Source organism: Meiothermus hypogaeus (assembly GCF_003574035.1).
GTDB lineage: Bacteria > Deinococcota > Deinococci > Deinococcales > Thermaceae > Meiothermus > Meiothermus hypogaeus.
Genome location: NZ_QWKY01000018.1, coordinates 25,365 through 41,777, shown reverse-complemented (window position 1 = coordinate 41,777; position 16,413 = coordinate 25,365). Strand labels below are relative to the sequence as shown.

At 64.3% G+C, this 16,413-nt stretch carries 31 protein-coding genes; 12 read left to right on the top strand and 19 right to left on the bottom strand.

The genetic code is table 11. The features are described 5' to 3' along the window. Nucleotides 1–25: 25 nt before the first annotated feature. From Mhypo_RS06745 to Mhypo_RS18885, 19 genes are all read right to left on the bottom strand, one after another. Nucleotides 26–226, bottom strand: a complete 201-nt coding sequence (locus Mhypo_RS06745) for a hypothetical protein (RefSeq protein WP_119340535.1) — start codon at nucleotides 224–226, stop codon at nucleotides 26–28. Continuing rightward, nucleotides 223–648 (bottom strand): hypothetical protein, encoded by a 426-nt coding sequence (locus Mhypo_RS06740; protein ID WP_119340534.1) that lies wholly within the window; start codon nucleotides 646–648, stop codon nucleotides 223–225. The genes Mhypo_RS06745 and Mhypo_RS06740 overlap by 4 nt, the downstream gene beginning before the upstream one ends. Next, nucleotides 645–1,514 carry a helix-turn-helix domain-containing protein gene (locus Mhypo_RS06735; RefSeq protein WP_119340533.1) on the bottom strand — a complete coding sequence of 290 codons (870 nt, stop codon included), beginning with the start codon at nucleotides 1,512–1,514 and terminating at the stop codon, nucleotides 645–647. The genes Mhypo_RS06740 and Mhypo_RS06735 overlap by 4 nt, the downstream gene beginning before the upstream one ends. Beyond that, on the bottom strand, nucleotides 1,511–1,981 hold the full coding sequence (locus tag Mhypo_RS06730) for a hypothetical protein (protein WP_119340532.1): 471 nt from the start codon (nucleotides 1,979–1,981) through the stop codon (nucleotides 1,511–1,513). Before Mhypo_RS06730 ends, Mhypo_RS06735 begins: the two co-directional genes overlap by 4 nt. Beyond that, complete coding sequence (locus tag Mhypo_RS06725; RefSeq protein WP_119340531.1) at nucleotides 1,974–2,189, bottom strand: hypothetical protein; 216 nt, start codon at nucleotides 2,187–2,189, stop codon at nucleotides 1,974–1,976. The genes Mhypo_RS06730 and Mhypo_RS06725 overlap by 8 nt, the downstream gene beginning before the upstream one ends. Next, the gene (locus Mhypo_RS06720; protein ID WP_119340530.1) at nucleotides 2,186–2,386 is read right to left on the bottom strand and encodes a hypothetical protein; all 201 of its coding nucleotides are present in this window, start codon (nucleotides 2,384–2,386) and stop codon (nucleotides 2,186–2,188) included. The genes Mhypo_RS06725 and Mhypo_RS06720 overlap by 4 nt, the downstream gene beginning before the upstream one ends. Continuing rightward, the gene (locus tag Mhypo_RS06715) at nucleotides 2,383–2,790 is read right to left on the bottom strand and encodes a hypothetical protein (protein ID WP_119340529.1); all 408 of its coding nucleotides are present in this window, start codon (nucleotides 2,788–2,790) and stop codon (nucleotides 2,383–2,385) included. Before Mhypo_RS06715 ends, Mhypo_RS06720 begins: the two co-directional genes overlap by 4 nt. Continuing rightward, nucleotides 2,787–3,077, bottom strand: coding sequence for a hypothetical protein (locus Mhypo_RS06710; RefSeq protein WP_119340528.1), 291 nt, complete (start codon nucleotides 3,075–3,077; stop codon nucleotides 2,787–2,789). The genes Mhypo_RS06715 and Mhypo_RS06710 overlap by 4 nt, the downstream gene beginning before the upstream one ends. Beyond that, nucleotides 3,070–3,357 carry a hypothetical protein gene (locus Mhypo_RS06705; protein ID WP_119340527.1) on the bottom strand — a complete coding sequence of 96 codons (288 nt, stop codon included), beginning with the start codon at nucleotides 3,355–3,357 and terminating at the stop codon, nucleotides 3,070–3,072. The genes Mhypo_RS06710 and Mhypo_RS06705 overlap by 8 nt, the downstream gene beginning before the upstream one ends. Next, on the bottom strand, nucleotides 3,344–3,637 hold the full coding sequence (locus Mhypo_RS06700) for a hypothetical protein (RefSeq protein ID WP_119340526.1): 294 nt from the start codon (nucleotides 3,635–3,637) through the stop codon (nucleotides 3,344–3,346). Before Mhypo_RS06700 ends, Mhypo_RS06705 begins: the two co-directional genes overlap by 14 nt. Next, the gene (locus Mhypo_RS06695; protein ID WP_027877637.1) at nucleotides 3,613–3,855 is read right to left on the bottom strand and encodes a hypothetical protein; all 243 of its coding nucleotides are present in this window, start codon (nucleotides 3,853–3,855) and stop codon (nucleotides 3,613–3,615) included. Before Mhypo_RS06695 ends, Mhypo_RS06700 begins: the two co-directional genes overlap by 25 nt. A 94-nt stretch (nucleotides 3,856–3,949) precedes the next feature. Then, a complete protein-coding gene (locus tag Mhypo_RS06690) occupies nucleotides 3,950–4,261 on the bottom strand; it encodes a hypothetical protein (RefSeq protein WP_119340525.1) in 312 nt (103 codons plus the stop codon). Nucleotides 4,262–4,264: 3 nt separating this feature from the next. After that, on the bottom strand, nucleotides 4,265–4,513 hold the full coding sequence (locus Mhypo_RS06685) for a hypothetical protein (RefSeq protein ID WP_119340524.1): 249 nt from the start codon (nucleotides 4,511–4,513) through the stop codon (nucleotides 4,265–4,267). Nucleotides 4,514–4,515: 2 nt separating this feature from the next. Beyond that, nucleotides 4,516–4,950 (bottom strand): division/cell wall cluster transcriptional repressor MraZ, encoded by a 435-nt coding sequence (mraZ, locus tag Mhypo_RS06680; protein ID WP_119340523.1) that lies wholly within the window; start codon nucleotides 4,948–4,950, stop codon nucleotides 4,516–4,518. Continuing rightward, nucleotides 4,947–5,381, bottom strand: a complete 435-nt coding sequence (locus Mhypo_RS06675; protein WP_119340522.1) for a hypothetical protein — start codon at nucleotides 5,379–5,381, stop codon at nucleotides 4,947–4,949. Before Mhypo_RS06675 ends, mraZ begins: the two co-directional genes overlap by 4 nt. Continuing rightward, on the bottom strand, nucleotides 5,378–5,719 hold the full coding sequence (locus Mhypo_RS06670; protein ID WP_119340521.1) for a hypothetical protein: 342 nt from the start codon (nucleotides 5,717–5,719) through the stop codon (nucleotides 5,378–5,380). The genes Mhypo_RS06675 and Mhypo_RS06670 overlap by 4 nt, the downstream gene beginning before the upstream one ends. Before the next feature lie 91 nt (nucleotides 5,720–5,810). Beyond that, nucleotides 5,811–6,626 carry an AAA family ATPase gene (locus tag Mhypo_RS06665; protein ID WP_119340520.1) on the bottom strand — a complete coding sequence of 272 codons (816 nt, stop codon included), beginning with the start codon at nucleotides 6,624–6,626 and terminating at the stop codon, nucleotides 5,811–5,813. A gap of 27 nt (nucleotides 6,627–6,653) precedes the next feature. After that, a complete protein-coding gene (locus Mhypo_RS06660) occupies nucleotides 6,654–8,639 on the bottom strand; it encodes a DDE-type integrase/transposase/recombinase (protein WP_119340519.1) in 1,986 nt (661 codons plus the stop codon). Between the two features lie 8 nt (nucleotides 8,640–8,647). After that, on the bottom strand, nucleotides 8,648–8,887 hold the full coding sequence (locus Mhypo_RS18885; RefSeq protein ID WP_119340518.1) for a helix-turn-helix domain-containing protein: 240 nt from the start codon (nucleotides 8,885–8,887) through the stop codon (nucleotides 8,648–8,650). 39 nt (nucleotides 8,888–8,926) lie between these two features. On the opposite strand from Mhypo_RS18885, the gene Mhypo_RS06650 reads away from it, so the two are divergent. The 12 genes from Mhypo_RS06650 to Mhypo_RS06595 all read left to right on the top strand — a co-directional run bounded on the left by Mhypo_RS06650 (nucleotide 8,927) and on the right by Mhypo_RS06595 (nucleotide 16,211). After that, entirely contained in the window at nucleotides 8,927–9,631 is a 705-nt protein-coding gene (locus Mhypo_RS06650) for a helix-turn-helix domain-containing protein (RefSeq protein WP_119340517.1), read from the top strand. Between the two features lie 99 nt (nucleotides 9,632–9,730). Then, nucleotides 9,731–10,021, top strand: a complete 291-nt coding sequence (locus Mhypo_RS06645) for a hypothetical protein (RefSeq protein ID WP_119340516.1) — start codon at nucleotides 9,731–9,733, stop codon at nucleotides 10,019–10,021. Between the two features lie 110 nt (nucleotides 10,022–10,131). Then, on the top strand, nucleotides 10,132–11,115 hold the full coding sequence (locus Mhypo_RS06640) for a phage protease (protein ID WP_119340515.1): 984 nt from the start codon (nucleotides 10,132–10,134) through the stop codon (nucleotides 11,113–11,115). Further along, entirely contained in the window at nucleotides 11,115–11,519 is a 405-nt protein-coding gene (locus tag Mhypo_RS06635; protein WP_119340514.1) for a hypothetical protein, read from the top strand. The genes Mhypo_RS06640 and Mhypo_RS06635 overlap by 1 nt, the downstream gene beginning before the upstream one ends. A gap of 12 nt (nucleotides 11,520–11,531) precedes the next feature. Further along, on the top strand, nucleotides 11,532–12,437 hold the full coding sequence (locus Mhypo_RS06630) for a Mu-like prophage major head subunit gpT family protein (RefSeq protein ID WP_119340513.1): 906 nt from the start codon (nucleotides 11,532–11,534) through the stop codon (nucleotides 12,435–12,437). Between the two features lie 15 nt (nucleotides 12,438–12,452). Then, nucleotides 12,453–12,905, top strand: a complete 453-nt coding sequence (locus tag Mhypo_RS06625) for a gp436 family protein (protein WP_051529382.1) — start codon at nucleotides 12,453–12,455, stop codon at nucleotides 12,903–12,905. Beyond that, complete coding sequence (locus tag Mhypo_RS06620; RefSeq protein WP_119340512.1) at nucleotides 12,905–13,387, top strand: phage virion morphogenesis protein; 483 nt, start codon at nucleotides 12,905–12,907, stop codon at nucleotides 13,385–13,387. Before Mhypo_RS06625 ends, Mhypo_RS06620 begins: the two co-directional genes overlap by 1 nt. Then, the gene (locus Mhypo_RS06615; protein WP_043982031.1) at nucleotides 13,380–13,892 is read left to right on the top strand and encodes a hypothetical protein; all 513 of its coding nucleotides are present in this window, start codon (nucleotides 13,380–13,382) and stop codon (nucleotides 13,890–13,892) included. The genes Mhypo_RS06620 and Mhypo_RS06615 overlap by 8 nt, the downstream gene beginning before the upstream one ends. Next, nucleotides 13,882–14,082, top strand: coding sequence for a hypothetical protein (locus tag Mhypo_RS06610; protein ID WP_043982033.1), 201 nt, complete (start codon nucleotides 13,882–13,884; stop codon nucleotides 14,080–14,082). The genes Mhypo_RS06615 and Mhypo_RS06610 overlap by 11 nt, the downstream gene beginning before the upstream one ends. After that, nucleotides 14,079–15,488: a DUF2586 family protein gene (locus Mhypo_RS06605; protein WP_119340511.1), complete on the top strand. Its 1,410-nt coding sequence runs from the start codon at nucleotides 14,079–14,081 to the stop codon at nucleotides 15,486–15,488. The genes Mhypo_RS06610 and Mhypo_RS06605 overlap by 4 nt, the downstream gene beginning before the upstream one ends. A gap of 10 nt (nucleotides 15,489–15,498) precedes the next feature. Continuing rightward, a complete protein-coding gene (locus Mhypo_RS06600; protein ID WP_027877654.1) occupies nucleotides 15,499–15,939 on the top strand; it encodes a hypothetical protein in 441 nt (146 codons plus the stop codon). A 5-nt stretch (nucleotides 15,940–15,944) separates the two neighbouring features. After that, nucleotides 15,945–16,211, top strand: a complete 267-nt coding sequence (locus Mhypo_RS06595) for a DUF6848 family protein (protein ID WP_027877655.1) — start codon at nucleotides 15,945–15,947, stop codon at nucleotides 16,209–16,211. Nucleotides 16,212–16,413 lie beyond the last annotated feature (202 nt).

Genomic DNA, 16,413 nt, shown 5'->3' with positions numbered 1-16,413 from the left:
CTTCAGTATAGCGCCAAATCCTGGGTTAATTGTCCAGCGGCTGCACCATGTAGAAAGCGCGGCCATCCTGCACGGCGTACCAAATCCAGTTGCCCTTGTAGCGGAACGATTCCCGCAGGATTTTGCCGTCCAGCGTCATGGGGCGGCCCACGCCCGCCAACCCGCGGTAAATGGGGATCGCCCGGGTATGGGAATGCACCGCCGAGTCCAGTTCCCTGATGTTCATCTAACCCCCTTGCAGATCTGCCGCAGGCGAATGGCCAGCTCGGCGATGCGCTCATCCACGTTGCCCCGCTCAAAGCGGCCCCGGCTTTTGCGCCAGCGGAAGATGGTGGCCCAGCGGCTGCCCGCAATCTGGTAGATCAGCAGTTCGCGCTCGGCGGGGGATAGCTCGTCCACAAATGAGTCGAAGTCCCTCTTCCACAGGCGAAGCTCATGGGCCTCGATGCCGGCCTCGGGCAGCTCGGGCACGTAGATGGGCAGGTAGCTGGCGCGGTGGGGGTTGTGGCCCCCCAACACCTTCTGCCAGCTCATCCGGCCCCGCCCCACCATCCAGATGGCCCGGAAGGCATGCTCGGCCTGCCAGAGGTACCGGCTGCGCTCGGCGAGCGGTACCTCTCCGTCGGTGGTACCAGGAACGTGAATCAAGGCTGTGCCTCCGAGAGGTACCACCCATCTTCAGTCCGCCGGATCAGGCCCTCTTCTTCCAGGCGGTCCAACCAACGGCGTACCGTGCTCTTGGGCCAGCCCAGGTTCCGAACCAGGACGGTCAAGGTAACAGGGGCCTGGTACCGCGCCATCACACTGAGCAGTTCACCGGCCCTGCCTTCCACGCTCCACTCCAAGTCCACGCTACGCTCCCGCATACGCAGCGTGGCGCGCTCGCTGACAGCACCAGCGGTACCGGCAGCTTCACTCACACGTTCGCGGGGCGTTACCTGGGGTGGTTCCGCGGTACCTGGATGTGCTGTCTGAGGTACCGGGCTTGGTACATGAGTGTGCCACACAGCCGGTACCTGCGGTACCTCTGAAGCCGTTTGGTGCGGTACCTGAACCGGCGCAGCGGTACCTCTGTGTGCCACTGGTTGATTCAGCGGTACCTCTGGGGCCACTGAGCGCGGTACCTGCACCGGCGCAGCGGTACCTCCAATAAGCTCCCCGACCACCTTGCCCACCGCGTAGGTACCGACCGGTACAAAGAGGCTCATGAGAAAAACTTCCCATAGGGCCAGTTCCGGGGCCCCCCTGTGCATGGAGAGGGCGTTGCCCACCCAGACCAGCCCCAGGGCGGCCAGGGCGCCACCCCCTGCCCAGCGGGATTGCCGCAGCAGCGAGTTGGAGAGCAGCGAAAGCAGGAAGGCGGTAAACTCCAGAGCCCCGGCCAGGCCCCAGGCCAACTCACGCGGCAGCTTGCCCAGCGATAGGGCGTACCACTCGGCCAGGTGGCCGGTGCTCATGATGAGGGTGGCAAAATAAGCCAAAAGCAGCAGAGTGATCATCAGTTTGTGGATCATGGCATCACCACCTTGATGGCCCCGGTGCGGGGCACCAGACGATAGGGTGGGCGCTCCTGGTTGGGGCAGTGCCCCGCCCAGCCCGCTTTCGGATCGAAGGTGCAGGCCTCGGCCAGCACCTGTACGAGATATCCCAGGCCAAAATGCTTCCAGCCCTGGGTGTGGCCCAGCTCGTAGCGTTCCACCTCTGCGCGCAGGGTCTGAAGGGCGTCGGTGGGCATCAAGTGCCTCCAACGGGCTGGCTCGAAGTACACCGTGGTCCCGGCCAGGTTGAAGCCCATCAGGATGTTGTCCTGGGGGCTATACTCTACCCGCCAGATGGTGGTGGGGGTCAGGTAGGCTTGCGCCCCGGAAGGGTTGAGTTCCAAAGCCACACTGAAGCCCCATCCCACGAGCTGCCCCCCGGCCAGGAGGCCCAGGGCCAGGGCGGCCAGGCTGAGCAGGCCCAGCTCGGTTACTTCAACCACGGCCCCACCTCCCGACCAGCAAGTCTTCAACGGCCACCCAGATGCGGGTCAGGCCGAGCCGTACCACCCAGTCCGGGATGACGTTAAGGACTTCGAAGACCTCGAGGCCGTCCGCCCGCCAGTCTGCGACATCCTGAGGAGTGCCCCAGGCATACCAGCCCCAGCTGTGATGCCGGCCCTGCACCTCGATGGTGTACAAGCGCTTCACGGCGCCTCCTTGAGTTTTTCCAGATTGCCGCTTAGATCCCAGTGGTTGGGATCGATATCCAGCTCCTTCAGGGCCTGCCGGATTTTCTCCACGCAGGACCAGGGCACCTGAGCGCGGCCCGCATAGCGCCCCCGCTTCTTGGGGGCGTAGCGAGCGATCAGCAGTGCCTGTTCAAGGATTTTCTCCCTGGGAGTCATCGCCACCTCCGCATGGAGTTTTCCGCTTCAAAAAGGGCCTGCTGGATAGTCTGGGGCATCTCACTGTCCCCCCAGCGCAGGGTGCGGGCCTCGCGGTAGGCCAGCACCCGCTCCAGGCTGCTTCTGATGTAGCTGAGGGCGTAGGCCATAATCCGGTCGGCCTGCTCGGGCGAGTTGGCGATGTGGTAGCGCCGGGTCATGGGATCGAACCCCACCACCTCGGGCTTGGCGCCGGCCACGCTGGGGCGGGCCGAGAGCTTGGCGCACAGCTCCACCGCTTCCCGCATCTCCCGGTCGCCCACCCCCAGGGCATGGGCCAGGGCGTCGCGGTCGAGGCCCTGGGGCCCGGCCTCCCACAGTGCTTTGAAGACCTGCCGGGCCAGTTCAACCTTGGGGTCGCTCATGCTTCCTCCCAGGTATAGGGGCCGTACTGGCCCAGGTAGGTACGAAAGGTGGATTCGCCGACCTCCAGCCACTCCCGCAGGGTGTACAGGTAAATGCCGTAGCGCGGCTGTACCTGGCCGTTTTCTTCCTCCAGGCCGTTGAAGCGCACGGCGGTCTCGAGCTCAGCGCAGCGGATCTGCACCGTCACCCCAGGGCGGTCGTGGAGGAAGGCCAGGAGCTGCTCGAGGTTGGCCGCCTTGTCGGGCCGGGCCTGTTTGAGGGCCTGCAGGCCGCGGGCGCTAGGCATGGGCCTCCTCCCTGGCCATGTGTTTTTCGATCAGCTCCAGACCGGCCATCCCGATGCCCCGGCAGGGCAGGCCGGTGAGGTGCAGCTTGAGCCAGCGCCAGACCTGCTGTTCGCTGGGGTAGGTGGCTTCCATCTCGGGCTCCACCTCGTAGGTCTTGATGTAGCCCCCATCGGGTTTTTTCCAGACCGAGTAGAAGGTGCCCTTCAGTACCAGCCTGGGGTGGTCGTAGATTTGGATGCGCTTGGCGCGCAGGCGTTTGCGGATTTCATCCTTCCTCATCGCAGTCCTCCAATAGACGCAAAGGCCGCACGTTGTGCAGCACGCGGCCCAGGGTGCGTGCCGGGAGTTCCAGCCACTCCTTGGCGCTGGGGCTGTAGAGGCCGTAGATGTGCACCACCTCCCCGGGCTCGTAGCCCAGGGGCAGCTCGGGGTCGAACTGCTCCGGCAAAGAGGCCTGGTAGAGGTAGCACAGGCGCATGGCCACGTTGCCCCGCAGCAGGAGCAGGTGGGGGCGGGGGTTCTCCCGCAGTTGCACTAGAATCTCGCCGGGGGTGAGCATAGCCAGCACTCGATGTCGTCGAGCATCCCCCGCCCGCCGCAAATCGGGCAGGCAGGGTGGATGGCCGCGCGCAGGCGCTCGGCGGCTTCCAGGGCTTCCGCCACCTCGTGGTAGAGCTGGGCCGCGGGCCAGTTGCGGTTCTTCTCGCAGATGCGGGCATAATGCCGGGCCTGGGCCGGGGTCTGGCAGCGCTGGTAGGCGCGGTCGAGGGCGCTCATGCGTCCTCCCTCCGGCTGGCGGCCAGCACGGCCATCAGGAGCATCCCCAGCAGGCCGCCCAGGATGTAGCCCAGTAAAAAAGCGGTTCCGGCGCTCACGGCATCTCCGTTCCGCGCAGCCGGTGGGGGTTGCGCAAGGTCTCGATGGTGGATTCCTTGGTGGCCTGCTCGTAGAAGATCTCCGCCGAGGCCATATAGGCGGCCAGCATGCGCCGGGCCAGGCCCTTCAGGGGGCCGGGCTCGATGCTGCCGGTCTCCTTCAGCTCGCGGATATGGGCGAGCAGGTCGGTGGCCATGTTCTGCAGGTGGAAGAGCAGGTAGTCCTCCGGCTTGTACTCGGGGGCCGGGAGGCTGTCCAGATCGGCGTATACGGGCTGGGGGTTGGTGGGCTTCTCGGGTTTTTTCATGGCTTACTCCTTTTCGAAAATGACCAGTTTGTTGCCGTGGGGGGCGATGGCGTAGGCTTTGAAGCCGGCATATTTGGCGCAGATGCGGGCCTCCTGCATGGAGGGCTGGCCCACCCGGCGGAAGAGCACCAGGGTGCGGCGAGCGCTGCGGGTATCGGCCACCAGCCAGAGGCCTTTGCTCAGGCAGGTGCTGGCCCGACCGTTCTGGGCCTGGGCCTGGGCGAAGAGGGATTGGATGACTGTTTCCAGCATGGCTACCTCAAAAAGGTCTGGATCAGCTCCAGGCCGTCGCGCTGGGCCTGGGGCGAGGTCAGGCGGGCCAGTTCCTCGCTCCAGCGCCCAGGGCTCCACAGTTCGAAACGATTTTTCATTCCGATGATGACCACCTCCTCGCGGATATCGGCGTGGGATAAGAGCTGTGGGGTCAAAGTGGTGCGACCGGCGGCGTCGAGGCGGCCCTTCAACGCACCGCCGATCAGGAAGCGGGCCAGGGCCGCCGCCTTGGGGTTGGTAATGGGGAGCTGGGCCAGCTCGGCCTCCACCCGCTGCCAGGCCACCAGGGGGAAGCCATAGAGGCAGCCTTCCAGTCCCCGGGTGATCACCAGCCCGTCGCGCAGCTCGTCGCGGAAGGCTTTAGGCAGCAGCAGGCGGCCCTTCTCGTCCAGGGCGTAGTGGTGCTCCCCGGTCACGACAGCACCCGCCCCCGCCCGGCCATATCGGCCAGGGTCTTTTCGTCAATCTTCTTCTCGAAAATCTCGGCGGCGTAGCTGATCAGCGCGGCGTAGAGGGCCTTGCGCTCGTGCTCCAGGGCGTCCTTCTCAAACACCAGCTTGTCGATCTGCACCGCGATCTGCTCCAGGCGGTCGGCCAGGTGCTCATATTCGATGTCCTCGTAGACCTGTACCCGCAGGTAGTCAGTGCGCTCGGCCTCGCTTTTGAGCTGCTTGTAGCTCTCGCGCAGGCGGGCCCCCTGGCGCACGTAGGTCTCGCGGCGCTTCAGGGCCCGCTCGGTGTTGTCGCGCTCGGCCCGCATGGCCACCAGCTGGCGGTTGATGCGGGCGATCTCCACCGGAATCTCCAGCAGCCGGCGGCGGCGTTGTTCGGCAAAGTCAGCGGTCATTTTTCCTCCTCCCACATCTGGGCGATTTCTTCGTTGGTTGGGCGCTCGGCAAGTAAAACCTTCCTCAGCACCTGCCCCCACTTGCCGGGAAGCAGGTGGATTTCGATCTGGGTCGCCAGCACCTGCACGGTGTAGGTGGCGCCCATCTCGCCGCGGGGGTCCAGGTTGCGCAGGGTGATCACCGCGCCGTCCTGCAGCCAGGGGATATCCCCGCGGATGTAGTTGGTGGGCTTGGCAGGCCAGTCGCCGGTCTCGGTGGCCAGGTACAGCAGGGTGGCGATGTCGTCCAGGCGGGGTATGCGCTCCCCCGCCACCTCAATCTCCCGGCGTTTGCGCACTAGCGACCTCCGTACCATGCGATGGCGTGGATGATCAGCACCATCAGCGCACCCGTAGCGATGTCCACCAGTAGCAATGCCAGCTTTTGTTTCATTGGCTACCTCCCGCCAGGTTGAGCTTTTGCGAGACCGCCACCACTGCTTTGACCGTGAAGGTGGCGCGGCTCAGTCCTTTATCGGCGTTGCGGGCGATGGTGCGGTCGATCTGCTTCACGAGCCGCAGCACGTCCCGCATCACCCCGCCCGTGAGTTCGTAGATTTTCTGGCGGCTGGCCTTGGGCAGCCCGGCCAGCATGGGCATCTCGATTAGCTCCTCGGGGCTCACCGGCTCCGCCTCGGCCACCACCCCGATCCGGCTCTCGATGTCCCGCCAGCGGCGGATCTGGGGGGCGAAGTCCTCGGTGCAGATCAAGATGAAGGTGCTGGATGTTTCGTCGGCCAGATATTTGAGCACCTCAAACGACTCCCGCGGCATGCGCTGGGCCTCGTCCACCACCGCCACCATGCGCTTGGCGCTGAGCTGGGTGTGCACCGTGTGCAGCAGGTCGCGGAAGCGGCGGGTGCGGGTGATGTAGAGGTTGAGGGCCAGGGCCTCCAGCAGGGCGTTGGGCTCATAGTTGGGCTGGGCGTGAATCCAGGCCGTGTTGAGCCACGGCCACTGCTCCCGCACATAGCGCAGGAAGTGCCGGGTGGTGACGGTCTTGGAGCAGCCTGCCGGGCCGGTGACCAGGGCGAAGGGAAACTCGTCCTCCACCGCGTCGCGCAGCCGGGCCGCGATGATGCGGGTGGCGCGGGTCTGCACGAAATCGGTCTCGTCATCGAGCACGTCCCCGTACTCGCTGGCCAGCCAGTCCTCTACGATCTTGTCTACGTCCTCGGGGTTGATGTATGGTGGTTGTTGAGCCATATAGCTCCTTTCTGCTTCAGCGGGGGTCTACTCCCCGTTGGAGCCCATGTTGTGGTGGGACGACAGGTCTAATTCGTCGTCCAGGGTGAAGCCTGCGGCCAGGAACTCTGCCAGGGCCTGCTCCACCTCGCGGTCGCCTGGCGCCGGGTCTAAACGGGCCTGGGGGCCAGAGATTTGCAAGGTTTCGGGTTGGGGTAGGTCGGGGGCCCGGCGGGAGAGGGCCTGGTCGAGCCGCACCATAGGGTTCATGAACTGGGCCCGAATCTCGTCGGCAGCCGCGTGGATATCCCGAATCTGCTGCCGCAGCTTGCGCCGCATCTCGCGGGCTTCCTCGCCCAGGGCGCTCCAGTTCTGGGATTCGAGTGCGCCCAGGATCTGCAGGCTGCCGTCCCGCCGGGGCAGGGCCGCGGTGTACTGGGCCGCCGGGAGGATTTCGTTGATGAGCACCACCACGTCCATGCCCTGGTAGCGGATCAGGCTGCCGTCAGGCAGACCCCAGGCCCGCCCGCGCAGGGTGATGGTGCCGTTGCCGCGCACCCGCCGGGTCTCCTGGCGGGAAAACAGCAGCATCAGGTCGCCGAAGTCGTAGCGCACCCGGCTGCTGTTGGCTGCGGTTTGCACGAACAGTTCCTCGCGGGTTTGACTGCCCAGGAGTGATTTGTGGTAGTCCTGGGTCAGCCACAACAGGGCCCGGTGCTTGAACTCCTCCTCGGTCAGGAGGCGCTCGGGGTAGGGGTCGGGGCCGCCCTCGGCCATCCAGCGGCGGGTGTTGTGCAACAGCCGGGCCAGGCGCTGGTGATCCCGCTCGTGCACATCCGAGCCGGCGTAGCCCGGCAGACCCGCCTCGAACTGTTGGTGGAAGAGACCGAAGAAGCGCTCGATGTTGCCGCGGCTGTGCGAGACGTAGGGCCGCGAGTGGGTGGACTCGATGCCCAGGTCGGCCAGGATGCGCTCGGATTTCTCCGATCGATAAACCTTGCCGTTGTCCCAGTAGATGCGCTCCGGGCGGCCCCAGATGGGCCAGTGGGCCCGCCAGGGCTCAGGCTTTTCCAGCAGGGCCAGCATGAGCATCCGGTCGGTGGCGGCCTGGTCCTCGTCGCGCGAGAATACGAAGGCCGGCACTGCGCCGCTGAACACGTCGATGGCCGCGTGGATTCGCAGCCGCAGCACGTGGTTGGTGTAGGGGTCGTACACAAACGCATCGCAGCGGGTCATATCCACCATCCAGAGCTGGTTGGCCCGCTCGGTGAGGATTTCCCCGCTCCAGACCCGCAGGTGTTCCTTGCGGGCGCGATCGTCCATCAGCGTGACCCGCAGTACGGGGTCAGACTCCATCTGTTTGCGGATGCGCCGGATTGTGGTTGCGGACAGGACGCTCCAGTCCCGGCTGTTGGGGAAGGGGCGGTAGCGCAGCAGGTTTGGGTCGTTGAGTTCGATGATGCGCCGGATGCGGGGGGCGCTGTAGCGGGGGTAGGTCATCCACAGGCCCACCACCAGCTCGTAGAGTTCCCGTGGCAGCCGAACCACCCCGGCGTCCCGCCGCATACGCCGGGACAGCGCCTGTTCGGACAGCTGGGAATCCTGGAGGCGCTGCACCAGGCGGATCACCTGGCGTTTGGAGTAGCCGTGTTGCTGGGCCGCCTGCTCCAGAAGAAGGTTCTTCTCGCCGGGGTTGGCCGCACGGTATTCGGCGTAGAAGGGCAACAGCCAGCTCATCAGCCGGTGGGCCTGCTGCATGCGCTCAGGGGTGATCTCCGGCTGGGAAGTTGGTGCGGTATCTGATGGGGCAGGCGGCTCTTCCAGGGGCGACTGCAGGATAGGGGGACTGTTCTGCTCGAATACGCGCCGCAGGGAATCCAGGTTGACCAGGCGCTTGCGGGTGTAGCCGCCGCGCTCGAGGGGAACCTCAACCAGGGTGGATTCGACATCTGGATGCTCCAGATATCGTTCGATGGTGCGAATGCCCTTACTAAGGACTCTCGCGGCTTCGGGGATAGAAACAAAACGCGACATAGCTATACTCACTCCCCTGTGTGAGTTTCCGAGGTCAAAAAATAACTGATTGGCTTATCCAGAGCCTTAGCCAACCGGATTAAGGTTTCTGCCGAAACCTTTTGGCCACGCTTACCATTGATCAGCATCGCAATATACCCTGTGGTCAACGCGGTTCTACGGCTCAGCTCAGCCTGATTAATCCCAGACTCAATCAGTGCCTCTCGCAGCTTACTGCTGATGGTTGGTTTTTTGCTCTTTACTCCCATTGGTGAGTATCATAAACTCGCTCACGGGTGTAAGTCAACATGGCACGAACCAAGCGGCACGACCTTAGAGGTCCATTCAACGAAGATATCCGCAAAGTCATGGCGGAAAAAGGTTGGACAAAGCTCGAGCAGTTTGCCGATCACTTTGGGATTGGCCGAACGACGGTGTACTCATTGGTCTTGGGTAGACAAACGTCTCAAGGCGAGTGGGTCAAGCCCAGCTTAGATACCATCATCAAGCTTTCCATTGCACTCAATCGTCCGGTTGATGAGCTGTTAAGTCGGTTATACCCCGAGCTGGATTTACCTAAACCTCAGGCGCAGGTTGCCCCAAACATGAAGAAAGCCCCAGTTGTGGGCGTCGTCGGGGCAGGCCCCGGCCAGTTCGAGCCCACGTTAAAGAGCGTCTACGTTCCCGCCGCTGTGGCCAAAGGGCGCCCGCTTGCGGCATATGAGGTCAGGGGCGACTCGATGTGCGGAGGCAAGCGCCCCATCTGCGATGGCGACATCATCGTGGTAAATATGGCCGATAAGGGTTGCAGCGGCCAGGTGGTGGTAGCCCGCCTTGTGGATGGGAGTTTTGTGTGCAAGGCTCTGAAGGAGGATAAGTTTGGCAGGCGGCTAATGTCGCTCAATCCCCTTTACACCAACTCCGCCCCGCCGGTTATTCCTGCTGAGGACGTGGACGAGGTTATCGGGCGCGTAGTCTGGGTGCAGGGGGCGCTGAATGGCGTGGAGGAATAGCTGCGCGGCCCACCGCTACATGCTATATTAGAGGTAACCTAGCCAGACATTCCCCGGAGGAAGCTCCGGGGGTTTTGTTTGGCCCAAAGGAGGAAGTGTGTGCTGAAATTCGCATCAATCCTGGCTGTCGCCAAGCTCGTCTACGCCGCGCTGGGCCTGGTGGTGCTGGTCGTGGAAGACATCATGGACGGCCAGCCAGGGGCGCAGAAAAAGGAAGCTGCAATAGCTCGGGTAAAGGAAGTAGTGACGGGCATTCTGGGGTACTGGCCCGGCTTTATTCCCGATGCCCTCCTGGGATTCCTTATTGACTGGGTGGTGAGTCGGTTCAACGCCGATGGCACCTTTCGTAAAAGCTCTGGCACTCAGACCAGCACCCCAGCCGCATCCTGACGCATGGCCGCTTTCGCCACAGACCGCACGATTAGAAAACCGCAGCTATTGGCGGTTGAAAACGGGTTTGCCTTTGGAGTTGTTCGAGCGGCTCCCCTGGGAGGTTCAGTTTGCACACCCTGACCTCTTCCGGCGTCACTTCGCAGATATCCTTGCAGGACGGTGGCGTCCCTAATCGGATTCCACTGCATCCATTCGGTGAGTTTTTCGGCAATGGCCGCCGGTTTGTGTTCGATGAGGCCAGTCTGGCGGCAGTGCGGGAGCAGCTGCGCCAGAATGGCCGGCCCTGGGTGCTCGACTGGCACCACGCCACGCTGGATGTGGAGGCTGGCAAGCGGGACAAAGCCCCAGCCGCTGGCTTTATTCAGGATGTGGTGGTCGAAGAGGGTTATGTGTATGGCCTGGTTGAGTGGACCCCGGAAGGGGCGGCGGATGTGATGAAGGGGGCCTTCGCCTTCATCTCCCCGGTGCTGCTCCACACCGAGGACGGGCACGTCGTCGGCTACCACTCGCATGCACTAACAAACCGCCCCGGCACGCAGTGGCAACGCCGGATCGGTATGGAGGAAAAAATGGACTGGTTAAGACAGATGGTAGGACTCCCCCCGGATGCCGGGGAGGAGCAGGTGCGCGCCGCGCTGGAGGCTCTGCAAGCCCGAGCCCAGCTGGGCGATCTACTGGTGCAATCGCTCGGCCTCAGCGACGCCACCGTGACCCCCGAGCTGCGGGCCCGGGTCATCCGGTTGGCCGCCAACGAGCAGGTGCTCGACGAGGTCAGCCGCCTGCGCCAACAGTTGGAGCAGGAGGCCCGTCAACGCGAGCAGCAGCGCATCCAGGCCCTGGTGGAGGCCGCGCTGGAGGACGGGCGCATCCTGCCCGACCAGCGTGAGTTATTCCTGCGCCTGGCCGCCAGCGACTTCGAGGCCACCCGCATGGCCCTGGAAGCCCTGCCCCCCCGCGTGCCCACCCAGCTACCGCAGTTGCAGCCTGCCCAGAAGCAGGAGCGCGCCGCGCTGAGCGACAACGATCTGGCCGTTGCGCAGCTGGTGGGCGTTTCTAAGGAAGCTCTACTTAAATACGGAGGTGATGAGTAATGCCTGCTGCTACCACCCCGCGCGACACCTTCATGCGTGAAGGGGATTTATTTCTGATCCCAGTAAAGGCTAACACCAAGATTTTCCAGGGCACCCTGGTCGTGGTGGATGCGGGCTACGCCGCCCCTGGCCGCACCGCCCTAAACCTGCGGGTAGTAGGCCGCGCAGAGGAAACCGCGGACAACACGGGCGGGGCCAACGGCGCGGTCAGCGTGCTGGTGCGTCGCGGCGTGTTTAAGTTCGATAACGACTCTGCCGACGCCATCACCCAGGCCGACCTCTGGGCCGATTGCTTCATCACCGACGACCAGACTGTTTGCCGCACCAACGGTAGCAACACCAAATCCCGGGCAGGCCGCGTTGTGGATATTGAACCCGATGGGGTCTGGGTGGATACCCGCTAATGGAGGTAGTGCGTGATCATCACTGATGCCAACCTTGCCAGCCTGCGTCGCAGCTTCCGCGCGCTGGCCTATGAGGCCCTCGCCCAGGTCGATCTGCAATGGAACCAGATCGCCATGCAGGCGCCCAGCAACACCAGCGCCAACACCTATGGCTGGCTGGCGGACGTTCCAGGAATGAAGGAATGGCTGGACGAACGGGACGTCAAAAACCTGAGCGAGTCCAGCTACACCATCAAGAACCGAGACTTCGAGCTGACCGTAGCGGTCAAACAAAACGACATCGAGGACGACAACCTGGGTGTGTACACCCCCATGTTCCGCATGCTGGGCGAGGAGGTGGCCTATCACCGCGATCAGCTGGTATTCGATGTGCTCAAGGCCGGCTTCACCCAGACCTGCTACGACGGCAAGACCTTCTTCGCCACCGACCACAAGGTGGGCAAGCAGACCGTCAGCAACCGGGGCAACGTGCCCCTGACCGCGGCCAACTTCGAGGCCGCCCTGGCCCAGATGCAGAAGATTCCCAACGCCGCCGGGCGGCCCATGCGCCTGTTCATGGGCACCGGCGAGCGGGCCCCGCTGCTGGTGGTGGGGCCCGACCTGCGGGCCACCGCCGAGAGTATCGTGGCGCTGCGTACCCTCTCAGGGGGCGGGGAAAACCCCAACTACCAGAAGGCGAGGTTGCTGGTGGTGCCCGAGCTGTCGGGCACCGCCTCGGCCTACTGGTTCCTGCTCGAGACCAGCCGGGCGGTCAAGCCCCTGATCCTGCAGGTGCGGCAGGAGCCGCGATTCACCGCGCTGGATCGCCCCACCGACGAAAACGTCTTCAAGCGCAAGGAGTACGTCTACGGCTTTGACGACCGCAAAAACGCCGGGTACGCCTTCTGGCAGCTGGCCTACGGCAGCACCGGCGCTTAATTAAGAGGTTAGACCATGTTCACCATCGCGGATGTACGGGCCAACCTGGCGGAGGATGTGCTGATCTATCTCGTGGACGACGAGAATGAGAAGGCCATCACCCCCGCCGCAGAGGCCCGCATCCAGGAGGACATCCGCAAGGCGGTGGCCGAGGTCAACTCCTACGTGGCCCAGCGCTACACCCTGCCCCTGCCGGAAATCCCGGATGTGCTGCGCGATAAAGCGATGGACGTGGTCAAGTACAAGCTCTTTTCCCGCCGGGGCATCCGTCCTGGCACCGCCGACGAGACCATCCGCCAGAACTACGAGGACGCCCTGCGCTGGCTGCGCGACCTGGCCCTGGGCAAAACCAGCCTGACCTTCAGCGGCAACAGCGGCTCCGACGGGCCTGCGGTGCCCCAGGGGGTACTGCCCCGCATACGCGCGGCCAGGCGGGTATTTTCCCGCGAGAAACTGGAGGACTTCTGATGGGCGTGCGGATCGTGGGGGATGTAACCCGGCTCAACCGCGCGCTGCGCAAACTGGCCGCTACCCGGCTGGATCGCGCGGCGGCCAGCGTGGGGGAGGCCCTGGTCTCCTCCACCATCCAGCGCTTCAACGAGCAGAAGGGCCCCGATGGGCGGCCCTGGGAGCCCCTGGCTGCGGCCACCGTGGCCCCGCGCAAAAAAGATTTCAAGAAGTCTGGTGGGCTGCGAAAGCAGGCAATGGAGCGAATGGAGAAGCGAAAAATCCTGATTCAATCGGGCCGCCTGCGCAACTCCATCTCTGCCAGGCGGGACGGCAGCAAAGTGGCCGTCGGCACCAACCTGGTCTACGCCGCCATCCACCAGTTCGGCGGTCTGGCGGGCCGCGGGCGCGGGGTGCGCATTCCGGCCCGCCCCTACCTGGGCATCTCGAAAGCAGATGAGGCCGAGATCGAGCGCATCCTGAAGGAGGCCCTGGGTGGTTAGCCTGGTTCGCCAGCACCTGACCCGCGGCCTGGTCTCCACCGGGCTGCCGGAGCGGTATATCCGTCAGGAACAGCGAAATCGGGGGGAGGCGTATCCCACAGACCTGTCGGCCTGGCTCTACCCGCTGCAGGGCGAGCTAAACCGGGCCGGCAAACGGCTGTCGGTAGAGCAGACCCCTGTGCGCTCCCGCCGCTGGCTGTGGCTGGGCGGGGCCAATATGCGCTGTGAGCTGTACGCCCGCAACGAGCCGGAGCTAAACCAGATTCTCCAGGGCTTTCTGACCTGGCTGTTCGATCACACCCTGGTGGACAGCGCGGGGGTGCGCTTCAAGGTTCCGGCGGAGCGCATCCGCTTCAGCTACCAGGACGAGGAGGGGGTGCTCATTGCCCAGAACGGTATCTGGCTCGAGATCCCGGTCGAAATCGGCATCTACCGCGACAACGCCTGGACCCCGATCACGGTCGAGATCGAGCGCGAAATTGAAGGAGGCGCAAGTGGCGAGTGAGAAGGATAAAGAACCGCTGGAGCTGCCCACGGTGGAGGAGCTGGCAGCTCAGCACGGCGTGGAGGCCTGGGCCCTGGCCGGTGTGCGGGTGCGCGAGCGCTGGCCCATCGGGTTTCGGGTCAAAGAAGAGGTGTTTTTGAAGGCGGTGGAGCGCTTTTTGAAAGGCCCCACCGATGGAGGAAGTAGATGAGCCTGCCGGGTGTTTATCCGATTATTCAGGATGGCGGCCTGGGCGCAGTGGCCCCGTCCGGGGATGGGGCTCGGGTGGTGGTGGGGGTTTCCAGCGCAGGGCCCCTCAACCAGGTGATTGGCCTTTCCGACCTGGGCGCGGTGCCCTCCACCCTGGGCACGGGCCCGTTGGCGCGGGCGGTGGCCGACCAGCTCGCCTATGGCGGGGGCCAGGTCTACGCGGTGCGGGCCAGCGCGGATGTGGCTGGCACCGTGACCCCCGACGTGGGCAACCCCGCCAGCCCTGCGGTCACCGTCACGGGCAGCCCGCTGGATGCCTACGATTTGCAGGTGCGGATCACCCGCGCCGGGGCACTGGGCACATCGGCGTTCGTGTACAGCCTGGACGGGGGCGACAGCCTCAGCCTGGAGATCGCCACCGCGGCCACCTACGTCATCCCCGGCACCGGCCTGACCCTCAACTTCGCGGCGGGCAACTACGTGCTGGGCGATGTTTACAAGTTTGCGGTGACAGCGCCCAGGTGTAGCGTATCGGCGGCCCAGACCGCCATCCGGGCCGCGCTCGGCTCGGCCCTGCTCTACGAGTACATCCAGCTGGCCCAGCCCAGCGACGCCGCCATGTGGGCGGCCCTGGATGCGCTGGCCCTGGAGGCGGAAAACCAATTCCGTTACATCTACTTCGTGGCCGAAACCGTTCCTCCGGGCAGCGATGCAGATGCCTGGGTCAACGCCCGGCTGGTGGAAAAGGCCAGCTTCGCCTCCAAGCATGTGCAGATCGTAGCCGCCTGGGGCGAGGTGGTGGATACCCTGAGCGGTCGCCTCGAGGTGCAGAGTCTGGCCTCGCGGATCGCTGCCCGCAGCAGCCGCAACCCCGTGCACATCAAAACCTCCTGGGTGCAGCAGGGCCCCCTGGCGGGCCTGGTGGTGCCCGCGCCCTTCACCACGGGCCAGTACGGCAAGGCCACCAGCTTCAACAACGCCCACGCCCTGGCCCTGGACAATGCTGGCTTCACCACCATCTATAAGTTGATTGGCCGGGACGGCTGGTTCGTGGTGGACGACCGAATGGCCGCCGCCCCCACCAGCGACTACAAGATCGTGCCCAACCGGCGGGTGATGAACAAGGCCACCACCCAGGTGCGCCAGGCCCTGCTCGATTTCGTGCAGCAGGGGGTGGATCCGCTCGATCTCAATGCCTCCCTGGCTACCCTGGTGGCCCGCGCCAATACCCCCTTGCGCATCATGCAGAGCAAGGGCGAGATCGTGCGGGGCCGGGTCATCATTCCCCCCGGCCAGGACATCCTGGCCAGCTCGTCCCTGCGGGTGCAGGTGCGCATCGTCCCGCTGGGCTATCTGCGGGAGATCACCCTGGACATCGGCTTCGAGAACCCCTTTCTGGCGGCCTAGGAGGTGATCCATGATTAACGGCAGATACTACGACTGGGAACACATCACCCTCAACCTGAAGGGCCGCACCCTGGTGGATGTGAAGTCCATCAGTTACGGCGACGAGCGAGGGGCCGAAAAGGTGTACGGCAAGGGGCTGCGCCCGCGCGGATACCGCCTGAAGCGCTACAGCGGCAAGGACGGGCAGGTCGTGCTGCTGCGGGAGGAGTACGACCGCATGCTGGAGGATTCCGAAATCCAGCAGAAGGGCCTGTACAACATCGACCCCTTCGAGATCGTGGTCAGCTACGACAAGGGGGATGGGAACCCCAAGACCGACGTACTGCAGGACTGCATCTTTACCGAGCGCAGCTTCGACAACATCGAAGAAGACGGCGACGAACTGACCGTTACCCTGAGCTTCCAGTACCTGAGCCTGAAGTCCAACGACCAGGACGCCCTGGTGGAGTGAGATAAATGGCCGACAAATCCAACGCCTATCACGTTTTTGAGACCCCGGAGGGCAGGAAGTTTGCCTTCCAGAAACCCACCACCGCCCAGATCGACGCCCTGGTGGCCCGCACCCGCAAAAGCCCCACCCAGGCCACCGCGTTTTTCACCCTGGCCATCATCGAGCCCGCGCAGCGGGCCGAGTGGGAGGCCCTGCTTTCCGACAAGCCGGGCTATGCCACCGAGGTGGTCGAGGCCGTCATGGAGAAGCTGGGTTTTCCGATCAGGGGCTGATCGTAGATGAGGCCCCGAGTCCCCTCGAGCAGTACGCCGCCCTGGTCGAATACTGGTTGCACCAGCCAGCCAGCCAGGACATAGACGAGCTGCGCAGCCAGGTGCGCCGGGCGCTGTGGCTCGAGAAGCGCTACCTCAAACCCCCACCCTGACCCGGGTGGGGGTCAAATCTTAATCTTTTTCTCTCATAATTGCCCTTTAT